Origin of the sequence: Actinomadura sp. WMMA1423 (genome assembly GCF_006547145.1) — a bacterium.
GTDB lineage: Bacteria > Actinomycetota > Actinomycetes > Streptosporangiales > Streptosporangiaceae > Spirillospora.
Genome location: NZ_CP041244.1, coordinates 6,249,271 through 6,272,436 on the forward strand (window position 1 = coordinate 6,249,271; position 23,166 = coordinate 6,272,436).

The following is a 23,166-nucleotide window of genomic DNA, read 5'->3' on the forward strand; positions in this document are numbered from 1 at the left end:
GGCACTCTCAAGGGTAGAGTGCCAACCACAGCGACGAAGGTCGGTCTGGCACCCGCGACGGCAGGCCGGTCCAGGGTCGCCTCTTCTGTCACATGTGCTGGTCGGTCATCCATGGCCGGCCGAGGACCAATCGAAGGGGAGGTCAGATCGTGACGACCGCCACCAAGGTTGTTCTCAAGCCGCTTGAGGACCGCATCGTCGTCCAGCCGCTTGAGGCCGAGACCACCACCGCGTCGGGCCTGGTGATTCCGGACACCGCCAAGGAGAAGCCCCAGGAGGGCACCGTCCTTGCCGTTGGCCCGGGTCGCGTCGACGACAAGGGCGAGCGCGTCCCCGTCGACGTCAAGGTCGGCGAGGTCGTGCTCTACAGCAAGTACGGCGGCACCGAGGTCAAGTACAACGGCGAGGACTACCTCGTCCTCTCGGCCCGCGACGTGCTCGCGGTCATCGAGAAGTAATCACCGAGACGTGATGCACCCGCCCCGGTCGGCGCCGCCTTCGGGCGGCCCGCCGGGGCGGATCGCGTGAAAGAGGAGTATCCGCATGGCGAAGATCCTGGAGTTCGAGGAGGACGCTCGCCGGGCTCTTGAGCGCGGCGTCAACGCTCTCGCGGACGCCGTCAAGGTGACGATCGGCCCGCGCGGCCGCAACGTCGTCATCGACAAGAAGTTCGGCGCGCCGACGATCACCAACGACGGCGTCACCATCGCCCGCGAGGTGGAGCTGGAGGACCCCTACGAGAACCTCGGGGCCCAGCTCGCCAAGGAAGTGGCGACCAAGACCAACGACATCGCGGGCGACGGCACCACCACGGCGACCGTCCTCGCGCAGGCGCTGGTCCGGGAGGGCACCCGCAACGTGGCGGCCGGCGCGTCGCCGCTCGCGCTCAAGCGCGGCATCGACGCGGCCGCCCAGTACGTGTCCGACCAGCTGCTGAAGTCGGCCCGCGAGGTCGAGGAGAAGGGCGAGATCGCGCACGTCGCGACCATCTCCGCCCAGGACCCGCAGATCGGCGAGCTGATCGCCGAGGCGTTCGAGAAGGTCGGCAAGGACGGCGTCATCACCGTCGAGGAGGCCCACACCATGGGCCTCGAGCTGGAGTTCACCGAGGGCCTCCAGTTCGACAAGGGCTACCTGTCGCCGCACATGGTCACCGACCACGAGCGCATGGAGGCCGTCCTGGAGGACGCCTACGTGCTCATCGTGGACGGCAAGATCTCCAACGTGCAGGAGTTCCTGCCGCTGGCCGAGAAGGTCGCGCAGACCAAGAAGCCGCTTCTCGTGGTGGCCGAGGACGTCGAGGGCGAGGCCCTGGCGCTGCTCGTCGCCAACAAGATCCGCGGCACCTTCCTGTCCGTCGCGGTCAAGGCGCCCGGCTTCGGCGACCGCCGCAAGGCGATGCTCGGCGACATGGCCACCCTGACCGGCGGCCAGGTCGTCAGCGAGGCGATCGGCCTCAAGCTCGACTCGATCGGGCTGGAGGACCTCGGCCGCGCCCGCCGGATCACCGTCACCAAGGACGCCACCACCATCGTCGACGGCGAGGGCTCGGCCGACGAGGTGACCGCGCGGATCAACCAGATCAAGGTGGAGATCGAGAACAGCGACTCCGACTGGGACCGCGAGAAGCTGCAGGAGCGCCTGGCCAAGCTGGCCGGCGGCGTCTGCGTGCTGCGCGTCGGCGCCGCCACCGAGGTGGAGCTGAAGGAGAAGAAGCACCGCCTGGAGGACGCCATCTCGGCGACCCGCGCGGCGATCGAGGAGGGCATCGTCTCCGGCGGCGGCAGCGCCCTGGTGCACGTCGCCAAGGAGGGCTTCGGCGCCCTCGGGCTGTCCGGCGACGAGGCCACCGGTGCCGAGGCCGTGCGCCGCGCGCTGCCCGAGCCGCTGCGCTGGATCTCCGAGAACGCCGGCCAGGAGGGCTACGTCGTCGTCTCCAAGGTGCAGGAGCTGCAGGCCGGACACGGCTACAACGCCGCCACCGGCGAGTACGGCGACCTGATCGCCCAGGGCGTCATCGACCCGGTGAAGGTCACCCGCTCGGCGGTCACCAACGCCGCCTCCATCGCGGGCATGCTGCTCACCACCGAGGCGCTCGTGGTCGACAAGCCGGAGGAGCCCGAGGAGGCCGCCGGCGGCGGTCACGGGCACGGCCACGGTCACGGCCACTGAGATCGGCAGACCGGGCGGGCTCGTCCCGTCCGGGAGCGTAGGCGAGACCCCCGTCCGATCCGGGCGGGGGTCTCGCCGCGTCCAGGCGAGAAGAGCCGAAAGTTTCGCGACACGCGGCAGCGAAGTGACCACGACGCGTAGTAACTCCAGGTTCGCTCCCGCACTGTGACCATTCCGTTGTAGAGGACAGTGGAGACACGCCCGGGGGTGCTGGGCATCATGCTTGACGTGACCGAGGGAAGCTTCGCCGGGACCATGACCGCGCGCGCTGTCGAACCCTCGAGTGGGCCCGCCCCTCCCCACCCCGGCGCCGTCGGCCGCGGGACGCGGGCGCTGCGCGCCGCTGACGCCGGCGACGGCGACCTCAAGGAGCTGACCCATCTCGCGGTCCAGGGCGACCCGGGCGCCATCGAGGTCCTCATCGCCGAGGTGCGTCCCATGATCGTCCGGTACTGCCGCGCGCGGCTCGGACGGGTCTCCGGGCAGTACCACATCGCCGACGACGTGGCCCAGGAGGTCTGCATCGCCGTCCTGTCGGCCCTGCCCCGCTACCGGGACATGGGCCGGCCGTTCGCGTCCTTCGTCTTCGGCATCGCCGCGCACAAGATCGCGGACGCGCTGCGCAGCGCGGTCCGCGCCGCCGTCCCCACCGAGGACCTGCCCGACGGTCCGGACGACCGTCCCGGGCCCGAGGAGACGGTGGTCCGCTACATCGAGGCGCAGCGCGCCCGCGACCTGCTCATGCGGCTGCCCGAGCACCAGCGCGAGCTGGTGCTGCTGCGGGTCGTCGCGGGCCTGTCGGCGGAGGAGACGGGGAATGTGCTGGGCATGTCCGCGGGGGCGGTACGGGTCGCGCAGCACCGGGCTCTGGCCCGGCTTCGTGCGATGGCCAGAGAGGAGTCGATCGCTTGACGGAGCGCGGCCCCCACACCGGCCTGCGGGGCGCCTCGGATCCGACGGAGCCTTCGCCTTCCGGCGACGCCCCGGCCCCGGCACCGGCGTCCCGTCCGTTCGCCGCGCCGGTGGACCTGTCCGCGGTGCGCCGTACCGACGCGCTCATCGAGTCGCTGGCGGCGCGGGACGCTGCCGGTACCGCGGCCGGCGCTGAGCCCTCCGCGGGGGGCCCTGCCGAGGGCGCCGCGGCGGGCCCGGGCGAACTCCTGCGCCCCGGTCGGCGGGACGGCGAGCCCGACACGGCGGAGCAGAGCAGGGCCGACGACCGCGACCCCGCGGTGCGGCTCCTGCGCGCGCTGATCGTCGACGTCGACGACCAGGCGAGCGACGACCGGAGGAGCGACACCCCCGGCCCGCCCGCGCCCTCGGGCCCCGGCCCGCGCCGCCGCGGGCCGCGCACCATCGTGGCCCTGGGCGTCGCCGGCGCCGTCCTCGCCAGCAGCGGCGTCGCGGTCGCCGGCGGAGGCGCCGAACGCACCACCGCGTCCCCGGCGCCGAGCGCGTCCGGCGTGGCGGAGGAGGCCGGCAGGACGGTCGACACGGAGGCCGGCGTCCTCGACCGCCCGCGACCGCCCGCGCGCCCCGCGCCGGAACGTCCCGCGGTGCGCACACCGTCCGGCGACCCGGACCCGGACCCGCGCCAGGGGCGCGAGGACTACCGGCCGTTCAAGCGGCGCGGTGAAAGGGGCGGCCCCCGGCGCATCCCCCGCCGTCCCCCGCTCCGGCAGGAGGCCCCGATGATGGCCACGGATCCGGCCGACAGGCCCGAGACGCAGCCGGTCTCCGACCCGCGGCTCCGCCTGGACGACCTGCGCCGCATGGCCCGTTCACGCGCGCTCGGATACCAGGACCGTTCCACCGAGGACTGAACGCCCGGGCACGCGCCCGAGAGCGGGCGGGGCACCGGTCAGTTCTCGTCGCGGCCCTCTTCGCTGTCGATCACGCCGTCGACGTAGCCGCGGGCGTACTCCCAGCTGACGTAGTCGACAGGGTCGGGGGAGAGGGCGGGTTCGTGCACGCGGGGGAGGCCCTGGTCCAGCAGGTGGCGCAGGTTGCCGTGCAGGAGCTCCCAGTCGATGTAGTGGAGCTTGCCGCAGTCGCCGCAGTCGACGGTGAGGCCGCGCACTCCGAGCGGCTCCAGCAGGGCCCGGAAGACCTCCAGGTCGGCGAGGTCGGCCAGCACGTCCTCCCGCTCCGTCACGCTGAGCGGAGCGGTCTCGTCGCCCGGGTCGCCGAGCGCCGCCGCCGGATCCTCCGGGTCTCCGGCGAACGGGTCGAGCGGAGCATCGTCGTGCACACCCCCACGCTACTGCGCGAGGCCCCGTGAGGTGCACCCCCGCTCCTTTAAGTGCGCGAACGACCGCGAAGCGTGAGTGCGCGCCGGGGAATGGGAAGGACCGCCCGGCGTGTTGGGAGATGTCATCAAGACCACGTGACCGCCGCGTGCAAAGCCCGTCCCGCCGCGGGCCCAGGCCCCTACCATGGGGACAGGGTCCCTCGTGACCTGGCCCGACGTCGCACCACCACGGGAAGGTTGTCATGAACCCCGCCGCCGCGCCCGACAAGTTCCTCCCGCAGGGCCTCACCTTCGACGACGTGCTCCTGCTGCCGGGCTACTCCGACCTCCAGCCGGGCGAGGCCGACACCACCACCCGGCTGACCCGCGAGATCTCGCTGCGGATCCCGCTCGTCTCGGCGGCGATGGACACCGTGACCGAGGCCCGCACGGCGGTCGCGATGGCGCGCCAGGGCGGCATCGGCGTGCTGCACCGCAACATGTCGATCGAGGAGCAGGCCGCGGAGGCCGACCGGGTCAAGCGCTCCGAGGCCGGGATGATCACCAACCCGGTGACCTGCCTGCCGGACGCCACGCTCGCCGACGTCGAGGCGCTGTGCGCCCGCTACCGGATCTCCGGCGTCCCGGTCACCGACGTGCGCGGCGTCCTCGTCGGCATCGTGACCAACCGGGACATGCGCTTCGAGACCGACCTGTCCCGCTCCGTCCGCGAGGTCATGACGGCGATGCCGCTCGTCACCGCCCCGGTGGACGTCTCCCGCGAGGACGCGTTCCGCCTGCTCGCGGGCAACAAGGTGGAGAAGCTCCCGCTCGTCGACTCCGACGGCCGCCTCAAGGGCCTGATCACCACCAAGGACTTCACCAAGAGCGAGCAGTACCCCGACTCCACCAAGGACGCCGACGGCCGCCTGCTCGTCGCCGCGGCCGTGGGCGTCGGCGAGGACGCGCTGCTGCGCGCCCGCGCCCTCATCGAGGCCGGCACCGACGTGATCATCGTGGACACGGCGCACGGCCACTCCAAGGGCGTCGCCGACACGATCGCCGCGATCAAGGGCGGCTCGTCGGTCCAGGTCGTCGGCGGGAACGTGGCGACCGAGGCGGGCGCCAGGGTCCTGATCGAGGCGGGCGCCGACGCGATCAAGGTCGGCGTCGGCCCCGGCTCGATCTGCACGACCCGCATCGTCGCCGGCGTCGGCGTCCCGCAGATCACCGCGATCTTCGAGGCGTCCCGCGCGGCGAAGGAGGCCGGCGTCCCGGTGATCGGGGACGGCGGCCTGCAGTACTCGGGCGACATCGCCAAGGCCCTGGTCGCGGGCGCCGACACCGTGATGCTCGGCAGCCTGCTCGCGGGCGTCGAGGAGTCCCCGGGCGAACTGATCTTCGTCCACGGCAAGCAGTACAAGTCGTACCGGGGCATGGGCTCGCTCGGCGCGATGCGCAACCGCGAGCGCGGCGCCTCCTACTCCAAGGACCGCTACGCCCAGGCCGACGTCAACGCCGAGGAGAAGCTGATCCCGGAGGGCGTCGAGGGCCAGGTCCCCTACCGCGGGCCCCTCGCCAACGTCGCGCACCAGCTCGTCGGCGGGCTCCACCAGTCGATGTGGTACGCGGGCACCCGCACCGTTCCCGAGCTCCAGGAGCGCGGCCAGCTCATGCGCATCAGCGTCGCCGGCCTGCGCGAGAGCCACCCGCACGACATCCAGATGACGGTCGAGGCCCCCAACTACCAGGGTCGGTGACCTGACGTAAGCTCTTCCGGGGCTTGGTCCCGCGGACCGCGGGAAGATCGTTCACGTGGAGGAAGGGCGCAGTGGCTGCTGAGGTGGAGATCGGCCGTGGCAAGAGCGGTCGCCGGGCGTACGCCTTCGACGACATCGGCATCGTGCCGTCCCGCCGGACGCGCGACCCCGAGGAGGTCAGCGTCGCCTGGCAGATCGACGCCTACCGGTTCGAGATGCCGCTGGTCGTCGCGCCGATGGACAGCGTCGTCAGCCCCGCCACCGCGATCGCCGTCGGACGGCTCGGCGGCCTCGCCGTCCTCGACCTCGAAGGGCTCTGGACGCGCTACGAGGCCCCCGAGCCGCTGCTCGCCGAGATCGCCTCGCTGGACGACGTCCGCGCCACCGAGCGGCTCCAGGAGATCTACTCCGAGCCGATCAAGGAGGAGCTGATCGGCCGCCGGATCGAGGAGGTCCGCGAGGCGGGGGTCACCGTCGCGGCGCGGCTGTCGCCGCAGCGCACCGCCCAGTTCCACAAGGCCGTCATCGACGCCGGCGTCGACCTGTTCGTGATCCGCGGGACGACCGTGTCCGCCGAGCACGTCTCCGGGCGCGCCGAGCCGCTGAACCTCAAGCAGTTCATCTACGACCTCGACGTCCCGGTGATCGTCGGCGGCTGCTCCACCTACACGGCCGCGCTGCACCTGATGCGCACCGGCGCGGCCGGCGTGCTGGTCGGGTTCGGCGGCGGCTCCGGGCACACCACGCGGACCGTCCTCGGCGTGGCCGTACCCATGGCCACCGCGGTCGCCGACGTGGCCGCCGCCCGCCGCGACTACATGGACGAGTCCGGCGGCCGCTACGTGCACGTGATCGCCGACGGCGGCATGGTCAACAGCGGCGACATCGCCAAGGCGTTCGCCTGCGGCTCCGACGCCGTGATGGTCGGCTCCCCGTTCGCCCGCTCCACCGAGGCGCCCGGACGCGGCTACCACTGGGGCAGCGAGGCCCACCACGGCGACGTTCCCCGCGGCACCCGCCTCGAACTCGGGACGATCGGGTCGATGGAGCAGATCCTGCACGGCCCGTCCCACGTCGCCGACGGCTCCATGAACCTGATCGGGGCGCTGCGCCGCTCGATGGCCACCGCCGGGTACACCGAGCTGAAGGAGTTCCAGCGGGTCCAGGTCGTCGTCGCGCCGGGCCAGTCCACGGACTGAGAGCGAGCCCACCCTCGTTCAGTCGCATCTCGGGGTGAACCGGTCCTTACTCTTGGGTAGGAACCGTTCGGAAACCGAACCGCTTGGGGGGATGCGCGATGACGGGATCACCGGTGACCGGCCTTGGAAGCTCTCGGCTCGGCCCGGCCGAGCGGGCGGCGGCCCTGGACCGCATGGCCCGCGAGGAGTTCGACGTCGTCGTGGTCGGCGGCGGGATCGTCGGCGCGGGCGCGGCCCTCGACGCGGCCACCCGGGGCCTGTCGGTCGCGGTGGTCGAGGCCCGTGACTACGCCTCGGGGACGTCGTCGCGTTCCTCCAAGCTGATCCACGGCGGGCTGCGCTACCTGGAGCAGTACAACTTCGACCTCGTCCGGGAGGCGCTGACCGAGCGCGCCCTCCTGCTCCAGCAGATCGCGCCGCACCTGGTGAAGCCCGTCCCGTTCCTGCTCCCGACCACGCACCGCGTGTGGGAGCGCGCGTACTTCGGGGCGGGCGTGGCCCTCTACGACCTCCTGTCGTTCCAGATGGGCAGCACGCGCGGCGTCCCGCACCACCGGCACCTGACGCGCCGCGGCGCGCTGCGCCTCGCGCCGTCCCTGCGCAAGGACGCCTTCACCGGCGCGATCCAGTACTGGGACGCGCAGGTCGACGACGCCCGCTACGTCCTGGCCGTGCTGCGGACGGCCGCGGAGTTCGGCGCCCAGATCGCCTCGCGGACCCAGTGCCTCGGGTTCCTGCGCGAGGGGGAGCGCGTCACCGGCCTGCGCATCCGCGACCTCGAGGGCAACACGACCAGCGAGGTCCGCGCGAAGCAGGTCGTCAACGCCACCGGCGTGTGGAGCGACGACATCCAGGAGCTCGTCGGCGGGCGCGGCCAGATCCATGTGAAGGCCTCCAAGGGCATCCACCTGGTCGTCCCGAAGGACCGCATCCACTCGTCCACCGGGCTCATCCTGCGCACCGAGAAGTCGGTGCTGTTCGTGATCCCGTGGGGCCGCCACTGGATCATCGGGACCACCGACACCGCGTGGGACCTCGATCGGGCCCACCCGGCGGCGTCCCGGGCCGACATCGACTACGTGCTGGACCACGTCAACTCCGTCCTGGCCACTCCGCTCACGCACGACGACGTGGAGGGCGTCTACGCGGGCCTGCGCCCCCTCCTGACCGGTGAGACCGAGGAGACGTCCAAGCTCTCCCGCGAGCACGTGGTCGCGCACCCCGTCCCCGGGCTCGTCCTCGTCGCGGGCGGCAAGTACACGACCTACCGGGTCATGGCCAAGGACGCCATCGACGCGGTCGCCCACGGCCTCGACGGCAAGGTGGCCGAGTCCTGCACCGACCGGATCCCGCTCGTCGGCGGCGACGGCTTCCAGGCGATGTGGAACGCCCGCCACCGCCTCGCCGCCCGCTCCGGCCTGCACGTGGCCCGCATCGAGCACCTCCTGCGCCGCTACGGGACGCTCGTGGACGACCTGCTCGCACTCATCTCCGACAAGCCCGACCTCGGCAAGCCGCTGTCCGGCGCCGACGACTACCTGCGCGCCGAGGTCGTCTACGCCGCCACCCACGAGGGCGCCCGCCACCTCAACGACGTCCTGGCCCGCCGCACCCGCATCTCCATCGAGACGTGGGATCGCGGCGTCGGCGTCGCCCAGGAGGCCGCCGACCTCCTCGCCCCCGTGCTCGGCTGGTCCAAGAAGCAGCGCGACCGCGAGATCGAGTACTACCGCAAGCGCGTCGAGGCCGAACGGGCGTCCCAGACCCAGGAGGACGACCAGGAGGCCGACGCCCGCCGCCGCGGCGCCCCCGAGATCGTCCCCGTCGCCACCCCCTGACCCCGGAGGCCCCGCTCAGGGGTCGAGGCGGCCTCGCATGAGGGACTTGCCGGTGCTGTAGAGCTCGGCGGGGACCCGGGCGGGATCGAGGAGGTGCTGGAAGGCCAGGCCGAAGTCGAGGGCCATGGTCAGGGTGGCGCGGTCGTCCGGCGCGATGCCGTCGGCGGCGTCGCCGTCCTCGGGTGCGAGCTCGCGGGCGAGTTCCGCGCGGCGCTCGGCGTACCAGTCGGCGATGCGCCAGCCGGCGGCGTAGTCGCGCATGCCGTAGAGCCAGAACTCGACCAGGAGCAGGGCGAGGCGGCGGGGCGCCTCGCCAGAGTCGCGGCGGGACGGGCGGCCGCCTGGGTCGGGGTCCTCGGCGGCGGCTCGGAGCTCCTCGCAGACGTCGGTACGGGTGCGGGCGCTGGTGATGCGCTCCATCAGGGCGAGCAGCAGGTCGGTCTTGCCGGCGAAGTTGGAGTAGACGGCGCCCTTGGTGAGGCCCGCGGCCGCGGCGATGTCGTCGAGCGAGGCGCCGTGGATGCCGCGTTCGGCCCAGAGGTGCTCGGCGGCGGTGAGCAGGGCGGCGCGGGTCTGCTCCCGCCGGTCGCGGCGCGGCCGGGGGTGCTCGTCTCCACCCTCGGGCGTGCTGTGGCCGCGGGCATGCGTCATCGGTTCTCCCTCGGACGGCGCCGCGGGCGGCGCTGAGATTCTCCTCCTGCTTTCGGAGATACACCGGGCGGGCGCGGTCGGTCACCGACTTGCACAACTCCCTCTGGCTTGGAACGGTCCGTTCGGCGGGGGGTTGTCAGCCGCGACCGGAGATCGCGGGAGCCAGTGGGACATATCACTGCAAGTAGCGCATTACTTGCGGGTAGCCAAACCGGGCAGGTGGCCATACCCTGCCTGCATGGCATCCCCGACGGTCCCTGCCGAAGGCGCGGCAGACCCTGCCGAAGGCGCGGCGAACTCCACCGAAGGCGTGAAGGACTCCGCCGGAGGCGCGGCGAGCAAGGCGGAAGGCGCGACGAACCCCGCGGAAGGCGCCGCCAACCCCGCCGGAGCCGAGGCGAGCCCTGCCGAAGGCGCGAAGGACTCGGCCGGAGGCGCGGCCGGCTCCGCCGAAGGCGAATCCGCCGAGAGCAAGGCGGACACGGCCGAAGCCGAGGCGAGTACCGCCGAAAGCGCGTCGAGCACCGCCGGCGGCGCGGCCGAGCACGGCCTCTCCCAGGCCCTGGTCGACCGGCTGGTCTCGCATGTCGTCTCCGGCGGCGCCGAGACCGCGACGATCAACACCCCCTTCACCGGTGAGCCCCTCGCGACCGTTCCGCTGTCCAGCGCCGAGGACGTCCGGGGCGCCTACGACCGGGCGCGCGAGGCGCAGCGGGCGTGGGCGGCGCTGTCGGCGGCCGAGCGGGTCAAGCCCTTCCTGCGGCTCGCGGACGCCCTGGTCGACCGGCGCGAGGAGATCCTCGACGTCATCCAGCTGGAGACCGGCAAGGCCCGCCGCCACGCGATGGAGGAGTTCCTCGACGTGGCGCTGTGCTCGCTCTATTACGCCCGGCGGGCCCCGCGGCTGCTGAAGCCGCGCCGCCGCCAGGGGATGATGCCGGGGCTGACCCGCGTCCAGGAGCTGCGGCACCCGAAGGGCGTCGTGGCGCTGATCGCGCCGTGGAACTACCCGTTCGCGCTCGGCGCCAGCGACATCGCGCCGGCGCTGATGGCGGGCAACGCGGTGATCCACAAGCCGGACACCCAGACGTGCCTGTCCAGCCTGTGGGTCCTGGACCTGCTGGTCTCGCTCGGGCTGCCTAGGGACGTGTGGCAGATCGTCGTCGGGGACCCCGCCGAGATCGGCGACCCGCTGGTGGAGAACGCCGACTACGTCTCGTTCACCGGTTCCACGCGCGGCGGCAAGGCGATCGCGGAGAAGGTGGCGCCGCGCCTGGTCGCCTACTCGCTGGAGCTCGGCGGCAAGAACCCGATGATCGTCATGCCGGACGCCGACGTCGAGCGCGCCGCGCGCGGCGCCGTCCGCGCGTGCTTCACCAACGCCGGCCAGCTGTGCATCTCGATCGAGCGGATGTACGTGCACGAGGACGTCTACGACCGGTTCGTCCCCCGGTTCGTCGAGCTGGTCGAGGGCATGAGGCTCGGCACCGGCCTCGACTTCGACGCCGAGATGGGCTCGCTGACCCACGAGCGGCAGCTGCGCGCGGTGTCGGCGCACGTCGAGCAGGCCGTCAAGGAGGGCGCGACCGTCCTCGCCGGCGGGAAGGCCCGTCCCGACGTCGGCCCGCTGTTCTACGAGCCGACGATCCTCGCGGACGTCAACGGCGACATGGACCTGTGCGCGAACGAGACGTTCGGCCCCGTCGTCGCGGTCTACAGGTACCGGGACGAGGACGAGGTCGTCGCCCGCGCCAACGACACGTCCTACGGGCTGAACGCGTCGGTGTGGACGAAGAACGCGGCGCGGGGCCGCCGCCTCGCCGCGCGCATCCAGGCGGGGACGGTCAACATCAACGACGGCTACGGCGCCGCGTACGCCTCGTACGACTCCCCGATGGGCGGGATGAAGCAGTCGGGCGTGGGACGCCGCCACGGGTCCGAGGGGCTGCTGAAGTTCACCGAGGTCCAGACCGTCGCGAGCCAGCACATCATGGACCTGGAGCCGCCGGGCGCCATCGGCTACGACAAGTTCGCCGACTACATGGCCAGCGGGATCAAGCTCATGAAGAAGCTGCGGATCAAGTAGGGATCGCCTGTGAAGCATGACTTCGACGTGCTCGTCGTCGGGTCGGGGTTCGGCGGTAGCGTCTCGACGCTGCGGCTGACCGAGAAGGGCTACCGGGTCGGTGTGATCGAGGCGGGCCGCCGCTTCGACACGAACCCGGGCGGGGCGCCGGGGTCCCGGTATCCGGAGATGCCGAGGACGAACTGGCGCGTCGCCCGCTACCTGTGGGCGCCCGCGCTCGGCCTGACCGGCATGCAGCGGATGCACCTGATCCGCGGCGCGAAGTCGAGCCGCGTGATGGTGCTGGCGGGCGCGGGCGTCGGCGGCGGGTCCCTCAACTACGCCAACACGCTGTACGTCCCGCCCGAGCCGTTCTTCAAGGACCGGCAGTGGGCGCACATCACCGACTGGCGGGACGAGCTGGCGCCCTACTACGAGCAGGCGAAGCGCATGCTCGGCGTCGTCCAGAACCCGACGACGACCGCGGCCGACAGGGTCATGAAGCGGGTCGCCGACCGGATGGGCAAGGGCGAGACGTTCGTGAAGACGCCGGTCGGCGTCTACTTCGGGCGCGGCGCCGGGATCGAGAGCGCCGACCCGTACTTCGGCGGGGCGGGCCCGCGCCGGCGCGGCTGCCTGGAGTGCGGCGAGTGCATGACGGGCTGCCGCCACGGCTCGAAGAACATGCTGACGGAGAACTACCTGTACCTGGCCGAGAAGGCGGGTGCCCGGGTGATGCCGCTCAGCCGCGTCACGGCGGTGCGGCCGCGCGCGGGGGGCGGCTACGAGGTCGACATCGTCCGGACCGGCTCGTTCGGCCGCAACCGCAAGACGCTCACCGCCGAGCAGGTCGTCTTCGCCGCGGGCACCTACGGGACGCAGAAGCTCCTGCACAAGCTCAAGTCGACCGGGCTGCTGCCGCGGCTGTCGGACCGGCTCGGCGCCCTGACCCGCACCAACTCCGAGGCGATCCTCGGCGGCGGGCGGCGGGGCGGCAGGCCGGGGCCGGACTTCTCCGAGGGCGTGGCGATCACGTCCTCGTTCCATCCGACGCCCGACACCCACATCGAGCCCGTCCGGTACGGCCGGGGATCGAACCTGCTCGCGAGCCTGCAGACCCTCCTGGTGGACGGCGACCGGCCGGGCGAGCGGCACACGCCGCGGATCCTGAAGTTCGCCCGCGAGGTGGTGCGCCGGCCGGGCGACCTCGTCCAGCTGTTCGACGTCCGGCGCTGGTCGGAGCGGACGGTCATCGCCCTCGTCATGCAGACCCGCGACAACTCGATCACGCTGAGCCCGAAGAAGGGCCCGTTCGGGTGGGACGTCCGCGCGTCCGCCGGGCACGGCGAGCCGAACCCGACATGGATCCCCGAGGGGCACGAGGCGACCCGCCTGATCGCCGAGGAGATCGGCGGCATCCCGGGCGGCGCCTGGGGGGACCTGTTCGACATCCCGATGACCGCGCACTTCCTCGGCGGCTGCGCCATCGGCGACTCCGCCGAGACGGGCGTGATCGACCCCTACCACCGCGTCTACGGGCACCCCGGACTGCACGTCGTGGACGGCTCCGCCGTCTCGGCCAACCTGGGCGTCAACCCGTCCCTCACCATCACGGCCCAGGCCGAGCGCGCCATGTCGTTCTGGCCGAACCGCGCGGAGGAGGACCCGCGTCCCGCCCTGGGCGACGCCTACCGCCGCCTCGCGCCCGTCGCCCCGAAGAACCCGGCCGTCCCTGCCGGCGCGCCCGCGGCCCTGCGGCTCCCGATAGTCGACATAACCTGACGCGCCCGGCGGCCCCGGCGAGTACGGGGCCCTGCGAACGAGAGGGCGACCGGCGAATACGGCGGAGCCCGGCGAATATCGGCGGAGCCCGGCGCCGGAGCGGGAGACTCCGGCGCCGAGCCCACGATCAGGCGCCGTCGGAGATCAGGCGCGGTAGGGGATCAGGCGCGGTAGGGGATCAGGCGCGGTAGGCGGCCCACTGGTTCTGCATGCGCGTGGACTGGCCCGGCGTGAACTCGTACATGCACGAGTCGTAGCTGTAGTCCATGAAGTTGTGGATGGGGTCCGCGCCGGGCGCGGAGCAGGTGTCGCGGCCGGTCGGGCAGCCCGAGGCCGGGCTCTGCTCGGCGGGCGTGTCGGAGACGCCGTCGCCGCTGCCGCCGCACCCGCCCTGGAACGTGTGGTACAGCCCCATCCAGTGACCCACTTCGTGGGTTCCGGTGTCGCCCTCGTTGTAGTTGCCGAGCGCGCCGCCAGGCAGGCTCTGGTAGTGGATGACGACGCCGTCCATCTTGGGCTGGGAGCGGTAGCCGCTCGGGAACGTGGCCCAGCCGAGGAGGCTGCTGCCGAGGTCGGCGGTGTAGAAGTTGAGGTCCTGCGCGTTGCCGGCGTGCAGGGCCGACTTCATCTGGGATTCGTAGCCCTCGGGGTCGGAGAACCAGGACGCGTTCTTCGTCCGCTTGATCTCGGCCAGCGTGAAGGTGACGCCGCTGCCGGCATAGGCGTTGTTGAGGACGGTGAGCTGCCTGTTCAGGACCGAGTCCGACACGTTGCCCGCGCTGCCGTAGACGACCTGGAAGTGCACCCGGACGGTGATGGCCGCCGCGGTGTTCACCTCCCGCAGCTTGCCGACGCGGTTCTGGAAGTCCTTCTCCATCGCGGCGACCTGGGCCGCTCCGGGCTGGTTGCGTTCGGTGGCGTGGGCACCCGCGCGGACGCGGGCCTGGACGGGCTGGTCGGCGCACACAGTGGACGAGGCGGACGGCGCGGCCAGGGTGGCGGGGGCGGCGGGGGCGTAGGCCGTGAAGGCGGCGGCCATGCCGAGGACGGCGGCGATTCCGGCGCGTTTCATGGAACTCCTTGGGGGTGCGGCGCGAGCGGGGGGAGCGCGCGCGTGGGGAGCGGAGTCATCGCTGGAACCAGGGTGGATGCGAACAAACAGTGCGTCTTTAGCAAACCTGGACGAACACGGACGCGTAATGATGAATACGGCGCCGTAGCGCGGCGGCGTAGCGTGGGCCCCATGGACGTGCAGGCCGAGGCGGCGCGGATCGTGGCGGAGTTGCGGGCGCAGGCGGACCCGGCGCGCGCCGAGGGGGAGAAGCGCTACCTGAAGAGCGATTTCGTCCATATCGGCGTGCCGGTTCCCGCGTTGCGCAAGGTCGCGTTGTCGGCGGTCAAGGCCAAGCCGTCACGAGAGGAACTGGTCGCGCTCGCCCGCACGCTCTGGGACGTCGCCGACGGGGGCCGCCCGGTGCACGAGGCGCGCATGGCCGCCATAGAGGTGCTCATCAAGCGGGTGGCGCTGCTGGAGCCGCGCGACCTGGGCCTGGCCGAGCGGTTCGTCCGCGACTCGGCGAGCTGGGTGTACGTCGACCAGCTCGCGGAGAAGGTCGTCGGCGCCCTGGTCGTCCGCCATCCGGACCTGGCGGCGGTGCTGGACGCGTGGGTCGCCGACCCCTACATGTGGGTGCGGCGCACGGCGATGCTGGCGCTCCTGGCGGGTGTCCGGGCGGGAGAGCCCGACCTCGGCCGCATCGCCCGCTACGGGGACGCGCTGATCGTCGAACGCGAGTTCTTCATCCGCAAGGCCCTCGGCTGGGTGCTGCGGGAACTGTCCAGGAAGGACCCGGACTGGGTGGCCGCCTGGGTCGCCCCCCGGACCGGCGTCATCTCGGGCGTGACGCTACGCGAGGCCGTCCGCCACCTGCCTCCCGAAAAAGCGGCCCACCTCAAGGCTGCGACCCGAACCAATCCCGGAACTCGGGCCAGGGCCGCGGCGCGGACCCGACGCTAGGCGCGGACCCGACGCTAGGCGCGGTAGGCCGTCCACACGCTGTGGATACGGGTGCCCTGGCCGGCGGTGAAGGAGTTCATGCAGGTGTCGTAGCTGTAGTCCATGTAGTTGTGGATCGGGTCGTTCCCGGGGGTGGGGCAGGTGTCCTTGTAGGCGGGGCATCCGTTGGTGGGGTCGCGCTCGGCCGGGGTGTCGGAGACGCGGTCGCCCTGGCCGCTGCAACCGTCCTGGAACGTGTGGTAGAGCCCCAGCCAGTGGCCCACTTCGTGGGTCGCGCTGAACCCCTTGTTGTAGTTCGCGATGGAGCCGCCCGGCATGCTGGCGTAGTGGATGGTCACGCCGTCCATCTCGGGGTCGGACTTGTACTTCCAGGGGAAGGTCGACCAGCCGAGCAGGTCGCCGCCGATGTAGGTGCTGTAGAGGTTCAGGGTCGACTTGCCGCCCTTGTGCAGCGTCGGCTTGTAGACGCCCTCGTAGCGTTCCGGGTCGTCGAACCATGCCGCGTTGTCGGTACGGGTCACGGCCTTGAGCGTGAAGGCGACGCCGGTGTTCGCGCCTCCGTTGCGGCCGCCGTAGGACGCGTTCATGGTGTCGATCTGGCGCTGGATCAGCGCGGGGGACACGTTGCCCTTCGCGCCGTCATGGATCACGTGGAAGTAGACCGGAATGGTGATCGGCGCTGCCCGGCGGAGGTTCGACCCCTTCGAGGAGCCATGCCGACCCTGCCCGAGACCGTCAAGGATCCGGTTCAGGCGCGCTTCCACAGCCGCGGCCTCGGTGGGGCTCAGGTCCATGTGGTCTCGGACACGGCCGCCCGTCCGGTGGCGCGCACTGGAGTACCGCGCACTGGAGAACCGCGCGCCGGAGCCTCGCGCATCGGACTGGCGCCCGGTCAGGGGCTGCGCGCAGTCGCCGCCCCGGCGTTCGTGCCACGTGCTCGCGTACGGCACGGCAGGCGCGGCGGGGACCAGGGCGGCGAGCAGAGCGGCGGCGGCGAGCAGCTTCACGGCACTCCTAGGGACGTCGCTCGCGGCCGGGACCTGGCGAGCGCGGCGTTCCGGCGACCACGGCGTCCTCGAGGAAGAACAGGTCCTCGAGGAGAACAGCGCCTCACCGAATACAGGACGTCTTCAACTGATAGCAGAACGCAGTCATGCCGTACGTGTGATCAAGGTAAACGGATGCTGACCGTTATCGGACAGTCGCGACGTGTAACGAACGGCTCCCGGGTGCGGCGCATCGGCGCAGGCGGCGGCCCGTAGACTGGGAGACCCTTCCGGCCGGGCGAAAGGCGTAGTTGGTGGCCGCAGACCAATCCTTTGACACCGTCCTCGTCGTCGACTTCGGCGCGCAGTACGCGCAGCTGATCGCACGACGGGTCCGCGAGTGCCATGTGTTCAGCGAGATCGTCCCGTCCACGATGCCCGCGGCGGAGATGCTCGCCAGGCGGCCGAAGGCGATCATCCTGTCGGGCGGTCCGGCGTCGGTGTACGCGGAGGGGGCCCCGGCCGCGCCGGAGGGCCTGTTCGACATCGGCGTCCCCACGCTCGGCATCTGCTACGGCCACCAGGTGATGGCGCAGTCCCTCGGCGGGACGGTCGAGAACTCCGACGTCGCCGAGTACGGCGGCGCCACCGTCGCCGTCACGTCCCCCGGCATGCTGTTCGCGGGGCTGCCGCACGAGCAGGCGGTGTGGATGTCCCACCGCGACTTCGTCAGCAGCGCCCCGTCCGGCTTCACCGTGACGGCCAGCACGGACGTCACGCCGGTCGCGGGCATGGAGGACCTGGAGCGCGGCTTCTTCGGCGTCCAGTTCCACCCCGAGGTCCTGCACACCCAGCACGGCATGGAGATCCTGCGGCGCTTCCTCTACGAGGGCGCCGGGTGCCGGCCGAACTGGACGATGGTGAACATCGCGGACGAGTCGATCGAGGCCGTCCGGCAGCAGGTCGGGGACAAGCGGGTGATCTGCGCGCTGTCGGGCGGGGTCGACTCGGCCGTCGCCGGAGCGCTCGTCCAGCGCGCCATCGGCGACCAGCTGACCTGCGTGTTCGTCGACCACGGCCTGCTGCGCAAGGGCGAGCCCGAGCAGGTCGAGAAGGACTTCGTCGCCGCCACCGGCGTGAACCTGCACGTCGTGGACGCCCAGGAGCGCTTCCTGTCCGCCCTCGACGGCGTCACCGACCCGGAGGAGAAGCGGAAGATCATCGGCCGCGAGTTCATCCGGGTGTTCGAGGAGGCGGCCCGCGAGATCGTCCACGGCGGTTCCGCGGCCGCCGCGGACACCTCCGAACCGGTCGAGTTCCTCGTCCAGGGCACCCTCTACCCGGACGTGGTCGAATCGGGCGGCGGCACCGGCGCGGCCAACATCAAGTCGCACCACAACGTGGGCGGCCTCCCCGAGGACCTCCAGTTCAAGCTGGTCGAGCCGCTGCGGACGCTGTTCAAGGACGAGGTCCGCGCGCTCGGCGAGCAGCTCGGCCTGCCGGCCGAGATCGTCTGGCGCCAGCCGTTCCCCGGCCCCGGCCTCGGCATCCGCATCATCGGCGCCGTCACCCGCGAGCGCCTGGACATCCTCCGCGACGCCGACGCGATCGCCCGCGAGGAGCTCACCCGCGCGGGCCTCGACCGCGACATCTGGCAGTTCCCGGTGGTCCTGCTCGCGGACGTGCGGTCCGTGGGCGTGCAGGGCGACAGCCGCACGTACGGGCACCCGATCGTGCTGCGCCCGGTCACCAGCGAGGACGCGATGACGGCCGACTGGGCGAAGCTCCCCTACGAGGTGCTCCAGCGGATCTCCACCCGCATCACCAACGAGGTCCGCGAGATCAACCGCGTCACCGTCGACATCACCTCCAAGCCCCCGGGCACCATCGAGTGGGAGTAGAGGGCGCGAAGTAGGCGCGCGAGAGGCCCGGACGGTTCGTCCGGGCCTCTCGCTTTCGTCGGCCGGGTGTCAGACGGTGGCGGGGGCCAGGGCGGCCTCGGCGTCCAGCGTCGCGGCGGTCGCGTTCACCACGGCGGCGATCCGCAGCACCTCCTGGACGAGCTCGCGCGACAGGCCCGCCTCGCGGACGACCTTCTCGTGCGACTCCAGGCACCGGCCGCAGCCGTTGACCGCCGACACGGCGAGGCACCACAGCTCGAAGTCGACCTTGTCCACGCCGGGCTTCCCGATGATCGACATCCGCAGCCGGGCCGGGAGGGTCGCGTACGTCTCGTCCCCGATGAGGTGGGTCGCGCGGTAGTACACGTTGTTCATCGCCATGATCGACGCGGCCCCCTTGGCCGCCTCGAACGCCTCGGCGGACAGGTTGCCGGCCGCCTCCTCGGCGAGCTCCCGGATGACGACGGCGCTGCGGGTGGCGAGGGCGCAGGCGAGGACCGTCCCCCACAGCTGCTGGTCGGTGAGCTGGGAGGTCGAGGTCAGCGAGCCCAGGTTGAGCTTGGTGTCCTTGGCGTAGCCGGGGAGGGAGCTCTTCAGCGCGTCAACGCTCATGATCATGCGTCCTTTCGTGCGGACGGCCGGCCGCGGGTCCGCGCGGCCGGCCGTCATGGGGTCCGTGCTCGGACCCTGGGGGTTCGGGCTCGGTGAGCGGCTCAGACGCCCGCGAGCAGCTTGGTCGCGTCGAGCGTGTCCTCGCCCTTGTTCCAGTTGCAGGGGCACAGCTCGTCGCTCTGCAGCGCGTCCAGCACCCGCAGGACCTCCTTGACGTTCCGGCCGACGGAACCGGCGGTCACCATGGCGAACTGGATCTCGTTGTTCGGGTCCACGATGAACGTCGCGCGCTGGGCGACGCCGTCCTCGGTGAGGATGCCGAGCGACTCCGACAGCTCGCGCTTGAGGTCGGACATCATCGGGAACGGGATCTCCCGCAGGTCCGGGTGGTCCTTGCGCCACGCGTAGTGGACGAACTCGTTGTCGACGGACGCGCCCAGCACCTGGGCGTCGCGGTCGGCGAAGTCCTCGTTGAGGCGGCCGAACTCGGCGATCTCGGTCGGACAGACGAAAGTGAAGTCCTTGGGCCAGAAAAAGACCACGCGCCACTTGCCCTCGTAGGACTTGTGGTTGATCGTCTCGAACGCGTTGTCGGCGTCCAGCGAGACGCAGGCGGTGAGCTCGTACTCGGGGAACTTGTCACCGACAGTAAGCAACGCAGGCTCCTTCGTCATGAGAAAGGGTCGCCTCCATATGAGGAGGCGGAGGGGCCGCGGGCTTTTCGCTCCGGCGGCCGTGTCACTCAGCGTGCCGCGACCCGAATCCCAAGAGAAATCGATCCATCTCAAGCGATCGATAGGAGTTCCTTATCAATGGCCCGCTCTCCCGTCTGACCTGCGACGGAAGGGCCTTCGACCACGGAAGGGAGGCCGGCTGCTAGATGTAAATCACACCGACTCGGCCAGAACAGGCTTCACGCTCGGTGACGAGACAGTGTAGGGCGTTGTGCCTCCACAATGCGCATTGAGTGATCTATCCCTCAAAAGCCATACGTTTCCGCATAGTGCCCGAAGAAGGGTGGCCATTCCCGGTTAGGGCAATTTCGGGGCCCTCATCCGCCCGGTCGTTCATTCGGGGCGGTCATCTCTCGGGGACGGGCGGCAGCGTGGGTGGCCAGGGCTTCGGCGGCGTCGGCGAACATGTCGGCCAGCCCGGCCAGGGTGGTCCGGAGTCCGCCGTCCAGCCAGGCGATGAGGTTCTCGTTCCACCCGGCCACCAGCATGGTGGCGGTGAACTGCATCCGCGCGTCGGCGTCCGGCGGGATGTCGTAGAACGTCCGGGCGTACTCGATGACCCGGCGGGTGTAGTCGCGGCGAGCGGCGGCCTGGCGCGCGCGCAGGACGGGGCTGGCGGTCGCCTCGACCAGCACCACGCGGACCTTCCGAGGGTCGGCGCGGCTCGTCTCCAGTGCGGCCATGGCGGCGGAGCGGACGGTCGCGCGCAGGCCGGCGTCCGGTCCGGCGGCGGCGACCCCCCGGGCGGCGGCCTCCGCGATCTCCGTGACGATCCGGTCGTGGACCTCGCTCAGCAGCGCGTCCAGATCGGCGAAGTTCTCGTAGAAGTAGCGCGGGTTGAGGCCGGCGCGCGCGCAGACGGCGCGCAGGGACGTGCCCCGGACGCCTTCCGCCGCCAGTAGGTCGAGGGCCGCCTCGAGGAGCGCGGAGCGGCGGTCGGCGCGGCGGCGGTCGGCGGTGACGCCGCCGTACGGGCGAGGGCTCACCTCCCAATCTTGACACAGGCGTTTCCAGAATCTACCTTTCTGGCAACACGCGTATCCAGATGGGGAGGCCCCCATGCCCCGGACCGGCGCCACAGACCCCCCGACCAGCGGGAAACAGCCCCGGAACAGCAGGTCAGAACCTCAGCACGGCGAGACGCGGGCCGACGGGCCGGACATGGCACGCATCTTCGCGCCGCTCATGCACGAGCACGACTACGTCATCGACCAGATCGACGGGGAGCTCCCGTCCGGCCTCACCGGCACGCTGTACCGGATCGGCCCGGGCAAGTGGGAGGTCGGACGCACGCTGATGCACCACCTCTTCGACGGCGACGGGATGGTCTCGCAGTTCGCCTTCGACGGCCGGTCCGTGCGGTTCCGCAACCGCTACGTCCGGACGCCGCAGTTCAAGCACGGCATGGTCTCCGGCGCCCCCGGCCATCCCGGGGTCGGGACGCCGCTTCCAGGCGGATTCTGGGCCAACTTCGTGAAGGGGAAGGGCCCGGCGAACGTGGCCAACACCGGTGTGGCGCTGCACGCCGACCGGCTGCTGGCCCTGTGGGAGGGCGGCCCGCCGCACCGCCTCGACCCCGACACCCTCGAGACGCTCGGCACCTACGACTTCGACGGGCGGCTGCGCGGCGCGCTCAAGGCGTTCTCCGCCCACCCGAAATGGGACCCGGTGACGGGCGAGATGTTCAACTTCGGCCAGGACTTCAGCCCGCTGCCGGCCCTGAACTGCTGGAAGGTCGACCGGCGCGGCCGGCTGCGGCGGCTCGCGCGGGTCCGGATGCTGAACATGCCGTGGAACCACGATGTGGCGCTGACGACCCACCACATGGTATTCGTCCTGGACCCGTACATGGTCGACGTGCGCACGATGTTCGGCCGCGGCGCGTCGGTGTTCGACGCGATCCGGCACCGCCCCGAGAAGGGGACGCGGTTCGTGCTGGTGCCGCGCGACGGCGGCCCGGCGCGGGTCGTGGAGCACGATCCGCTCGTGCACGTCCACGTGGCCAACGCCTTCGAGGACGGCGCCGAGACCGTCGTCGACCTGGTGCTCTTCGACGACTTCGAAGCGATCAGGCGTGACCTGTCCGACTTCCGCGCGCGCTTCACCGACCTGCCGTCCAGCAGGCTCATGCGCTACCGGATCACCCCGGCGGGCCGCGTGATCGAGACGCCGCTGTCAGACCGTCCCGGCGAGTTCCCCCAGTACGACTGGCGCCGTTCCACGCGCCGCCACCGCTTCACCTACATGACGGGCCGCACGGGCCCGACCGGCGCATACGACAGCATCCTGAAGGTGGACAACGACACAGGCCACACACAGGCACACGAAACCGGCCCGCACACCTACGTGGGCGAGCCCATCTTCGTGCCCCGCACACCGGATTCCGCCGAGGACGACGGGTGGCTCCTAACCGTCGTGTACCTAGCCGCAGAACACCGCTCGCGCCTCACCATCCTGGACGCCCGAGACCTCACCCCGGTCGCGGACCTCCACCTCCCGCACCACCTCCCGTTCGGCTTCCACGGCACCTTCACCACCCGCATAGCCGACCCCGACGCCCCAATCCCCCACCCCGACCGCTTGCCCATCCACTGAGCAGCACACCACGCCCTGTGGTCCTCGGGCGTGCGCCCGTACCGGCCGCCAGGCGGCCGACAATCGGACGCGTGCAGAACCGGTTTCCCGCAAGACGCCGAGCGCGGCCCGATTGCTGATCACGTGGAGCCTTCGGGTGGCGAACGAGATCTTGTGGTGAGATCTCTTTCGCCGGGGCTCCGCACCATTGGCGAGAGCCGCCTGATCGGCTGCGTGGCGGCCCTCGGAGCCCCATGCTGAATCCGGGTGGCTGGTGAAACAGAAGAGGGCTTCGCCGCCGAAGGCGGCGAAGCCCCTATTGGGGGGATCGGGACCAGTTACTCCTGGTTCTGCTCCCGAGCCCGCTGGTGGTCCTTCTGCCGTGGGGTGCTCTTGCCGATTCGGCCCGAACCCTCGCAGTTGTAGCAGATTTCGCCGTTGACGAAACCGTCGCCCTCGCAGGTGCCGCACACCTCGTGGTCTTCGGTCACGTTACCGCCTCCGTCTTTGCTTTGTTGTGCCTACATATAAGACGGTCCGCGAACATTCGTTGCGGCAAGTCCCAGCGCAGGATCAGGTAAAGGGCAGGCCGCGTCGGTCGTCGATCGGAGGGTGGGAAATGGCGCGGTGGCTCCACTGCCAGGG

Annotated in this window: 20 protein-coding genes; 12 read left to right on the forward strand and 8 right to left on the reverse strand. The window is 71.4% G+C overall.

Features of this window, described 5'->3' with window-relative positions; genetic code table 11:
• Positions 1-146 precede the first annotated feature (146 nt).
• From groES to FKD65_RS29040, 4 genes are all read left to right on the forward strand, one after another.
• Complete coding sequence (groES, locus tag FKD65_RS29025) at positions 147-458, forward strand: co-chaperone GroES (RefSeq protein WP_205718926.1); 312 nt, start codon at positions 147-149, stop codon at positions 456-458.
• A gap of 85 nt (positions 459-543) precedes the next feature.
• Positions 544-2,172 carry a chaperonin GroEL gene (groL, locus tag FKD65_RS29030; RefSeq protein ID WP_141580742.1) on the forward strand — a complete coding sequence of 543 codons (1,629 nt, stop codon included), beginning with the start codon at positions 544-546 and terminating at the stop codon, positions 2,170-2,172.
• A gap of 228 nt (positions 2,173-2,400) precedes the next feature.
• On the forward strand, positions 2,401-3,084 hold the full coding sequence (locus FKD65_RS29035) for a sigma-70 family RNA polymerase sigma factor (protein ID WP_240809650.1): 684 nt from the start codon (positions 2,401-2,403) through the stop codon (positions 3,082-3,084).
• The gene (locus tag FKD65_RS29040; protein WP_141580745.1) at positions 3,081-3,995 is read left to right on the forward strand and encodes a hypothetical protein; all 915 of its coding nucleotides are present in this window, start codon (positions 3,081-3,083) and stop codon (positions 3,993-3,995) included. The genes FKD65_RS29035 and FKD65_RS29040 overlap by 4 nt, the downstream gene beginning before the upstream one ends.
• A 38-nt stretch (positions 3,996-4,033) precedes the next feature.
• On the opposite strand, the gene FKD65_RS29045 is transcribed toward FKD65_RS29040, so the two are convergent.
• Positions 4,034-4,423: a DUF5319 domain-containing protein gene (locus FKD65_RS29045; protein WP_141580747.1), complete on the reverse strand. Its 390-nt coding sequence runs from the start codon at positions 4,421-4,423 to the stop codon at positions 4,034-4,036.
• A gap of 242 nt (positions 4,424-4,665) precedes the next feature.
• Here FKD65_RS29045 and guaB point away from each other — a divergent pair, with 242 nt between their 5' ends.
• From guaB to FKD65_RS29060, 3 genes are all read left to right on the forward strand, one after another.
• Positions 4,666-6,162, forward strand: coding sequence for an IMP dehydrogenase (gene guaB, locus FKD65_RS29050; protein ID WP_141580749.1), 1,497 nt, complete (start codon positions 4,666-4,668; stop codon positions 6,160-6,162).
• 83 nt (positions 6,163-6,245) lie between these two features.
• Entirely contained in the window at positions 6,246-7,361 is a 1,116-nt protein-coding gene (locus FKD65_RS29055; RefSeq protein ID WP_141587146.1) for a GuaB3 family IMP dehydrogenase-related protein, read from the forward strand.
• Positions 7,362-7,459: 98 nt separating this feature from the next.
• Positions 7,460-9,199 (forward strand): glycerol-3-phosphate dehydrogenase/oxidase, encoded by a 1,740-nt coding sequence (locus FKD65_RS29060; RefSeq protein WP_141580751.1) that lies wholly within the window; start codon positions 7,460-7,462, stop codon positions 9,197-9,199.
• A 15-nt stretch (positions 9,200-9,214) separates the two neighbouring features.
• On the opposite strand, the gene FKD65_RS29065 is transcribed toward FKD65_RS29060, so the two are convergent.
• Positions 9,215-9,850: a TetR/AcrR family transcriptional regulator gene (locus FKD65_RS29065; protein WP_141580754.1), complete on the reverse strand. Its 636-nt coding sequence runs from the start codon at positions 9,848-9,850 to the stop codon at positions 9,215-9,217.
• 238 nt (positions 9,851-10,088) lie between these two features.
• On the opposite strand from FKD65_RS29065, the gene FKD65_RS29070 reads away from it, so the two are divergent.
• Both FKD65_RS29070 and FKD65_RS29075 read left to right on the forward strand, forming a co-directional pair.
• Positions 10,089-11,936, forward strand: a complete 1,848-nt coding sequence (locus tag FKD65_RS29070) for a succinic semialdehyde dehydrogenase (RefSeq protein ID WP_141580756.1) — start codon at positions 10,089-10,091, stop codon at positions 11,934-11,936.
• A gap of 9 nt (positions 11,937-11,945) precedes the next feature.
• Entirely contained in the window at positions 11,946-13,697 is a 1,752-nt protein-coding gene (locus FKD65_RS29075) for an FAD-dependent oxidoreductase (protein ID WP_141580758.1), read from the forward strand.
• A gap of 178 nt (positions 13,698-13,875) precedes the next feature.
• Here FKD65_RS29075 and FKD65_RS29080 read toward each other — a convergent pair whose 3' ends face one another.
• Positions 13,876-14,769, reverse strand: coding sequence for a zinc metalloprotease (locus tag FKD65_RS29080; protein ID WP_168221232.1), 894 nt, complete (start codon positions 14,767-14,769; stop codon positions 13,876-13,878).
• 171 nt (positions 14,770-14,940) lie between these two features.
• Between FKD65_RS29080 and FKD65_RS29085 the strand changes: the two genes are divergently transcribed.
• On the forward strand, positions 14,941-15,714 hold the full coding sequence (locus tag FKD65_RS29085; protein ID WP_141580760.1) for a DNA alkylation repair protein: 774 nt from the start codon (positions 14,941-14,943) through the stop codon (positions 15,712-15,714).
• Positions 15,715-15,728: 14 nt separating this feature from the next.
• Here FKD65_RS29085 and FKD65_RS29090 read toward each other — a convergent pair whose 3' ends face one another.
• On the reverse strand, positions 15,729-16,721 hold the full coding sequence (locus FKD65_RS29090; protein WP_141580762.1) for a zinc metalloprotease: 993 nt from the start codon (positions 16,719-16,721) through the stop codon (positions 15,729-15,731).
• Between the two features lie 293 nt (positions 16,722-17,014).
• Between FKD65_RS29090 and guaA the strand changes: the two genes are divergently transcribed.
• Positions 17,015-18,601 (forward strand): glutamine-hydrolyzing GMP synthase, encoded by a 1,587-nt coding sequence (gene guaA, locus FKD65_RS29095; protein WP_205718282.1) that lies wholly within the window; start codon positions 17,015-17,017, stop codon positions 18,599-18,601.
• A gap of 69 nt (positions 18,602-18,670) precedes the next feature.
• On the opposite strand, the gene FKD65_RS29100 is transcribed toward guaA, so the two are convergent.
• The 3 genes from FKD65_RS29100 to FKD65_RS29110 all read right to left on the reverse strand — a co-directional run bounded on the left by FKD65_RS29100 (position 18,671) and on the right by FKD65_RS29110 (position 20,933).
• Positions 18,671-19,213, reverse strand: coding sequence for a carboxymuconolactone decarboxylase family protein (locus FKD65_RS29100; RefSeq protein ID WP_141580766.1), 543 nt, complete (start codon positions 19,211-19,213; stop codon positions 18,671-18,673).
• A gap of 101 nt (positions 19,214-19,314) precedes the next feature.
• Positions 19,315-19,869 (reverse strand): peroxiredoxin, encoded by a 555-nt coding sequence (locus FKD65_RS29105; protein ID WP_141580768.1) that lies wholly within the window; start codon positions 19,867-19,869, stop codon positions 19,315-19,317.
• Between the two features lie 395 nt (positions 19,870-20,264).
• Positions 20,265-20,933, reverse strand: coding sequence for a TetR/AcrR family transcriptional regulator (locus tag FKD65_RS29110; protein ID WP_168221233.1), 669 nt, complete (start codon positions 20,931-20,933; stop codon positions 20,265-20,267).
• A 175-nt stretch (positions 20,934-21,108) separates the two neighbouring features.
• On the opposite strand from FKD65_RS29110, the gene FKD65_RS29115 reads away from it, so the two are divergent.
• On the forward strand, positions 21,109-22,542 hold the full coding sequence (locus FKD65_RS29115) for a carotenoid oxygenase family protein (protein WP_141580772.1): 1,434 nt from the start codon (positions 21,109-21,111) through the stop codon (positions 22,540-22,542).
• Between the two features lie 317 nt (positions 22,543-22,859).
• On the opposite strand, the gene FKD65_RS44490 is transcribed toward FKD65_RS29115, so the two are convergent.
• Positions 22,860-23,012, reverse strand: coding sequence for a hypothetical protein (locus tag FKD65_RS44490; protein WP_168221234.1), 153 nt, complete (start codon positions 23,010-23,012; stop codon positions 22,860-22,862).
• Positions 23,013-23,166: the final 154 nt, after the last annotated feature.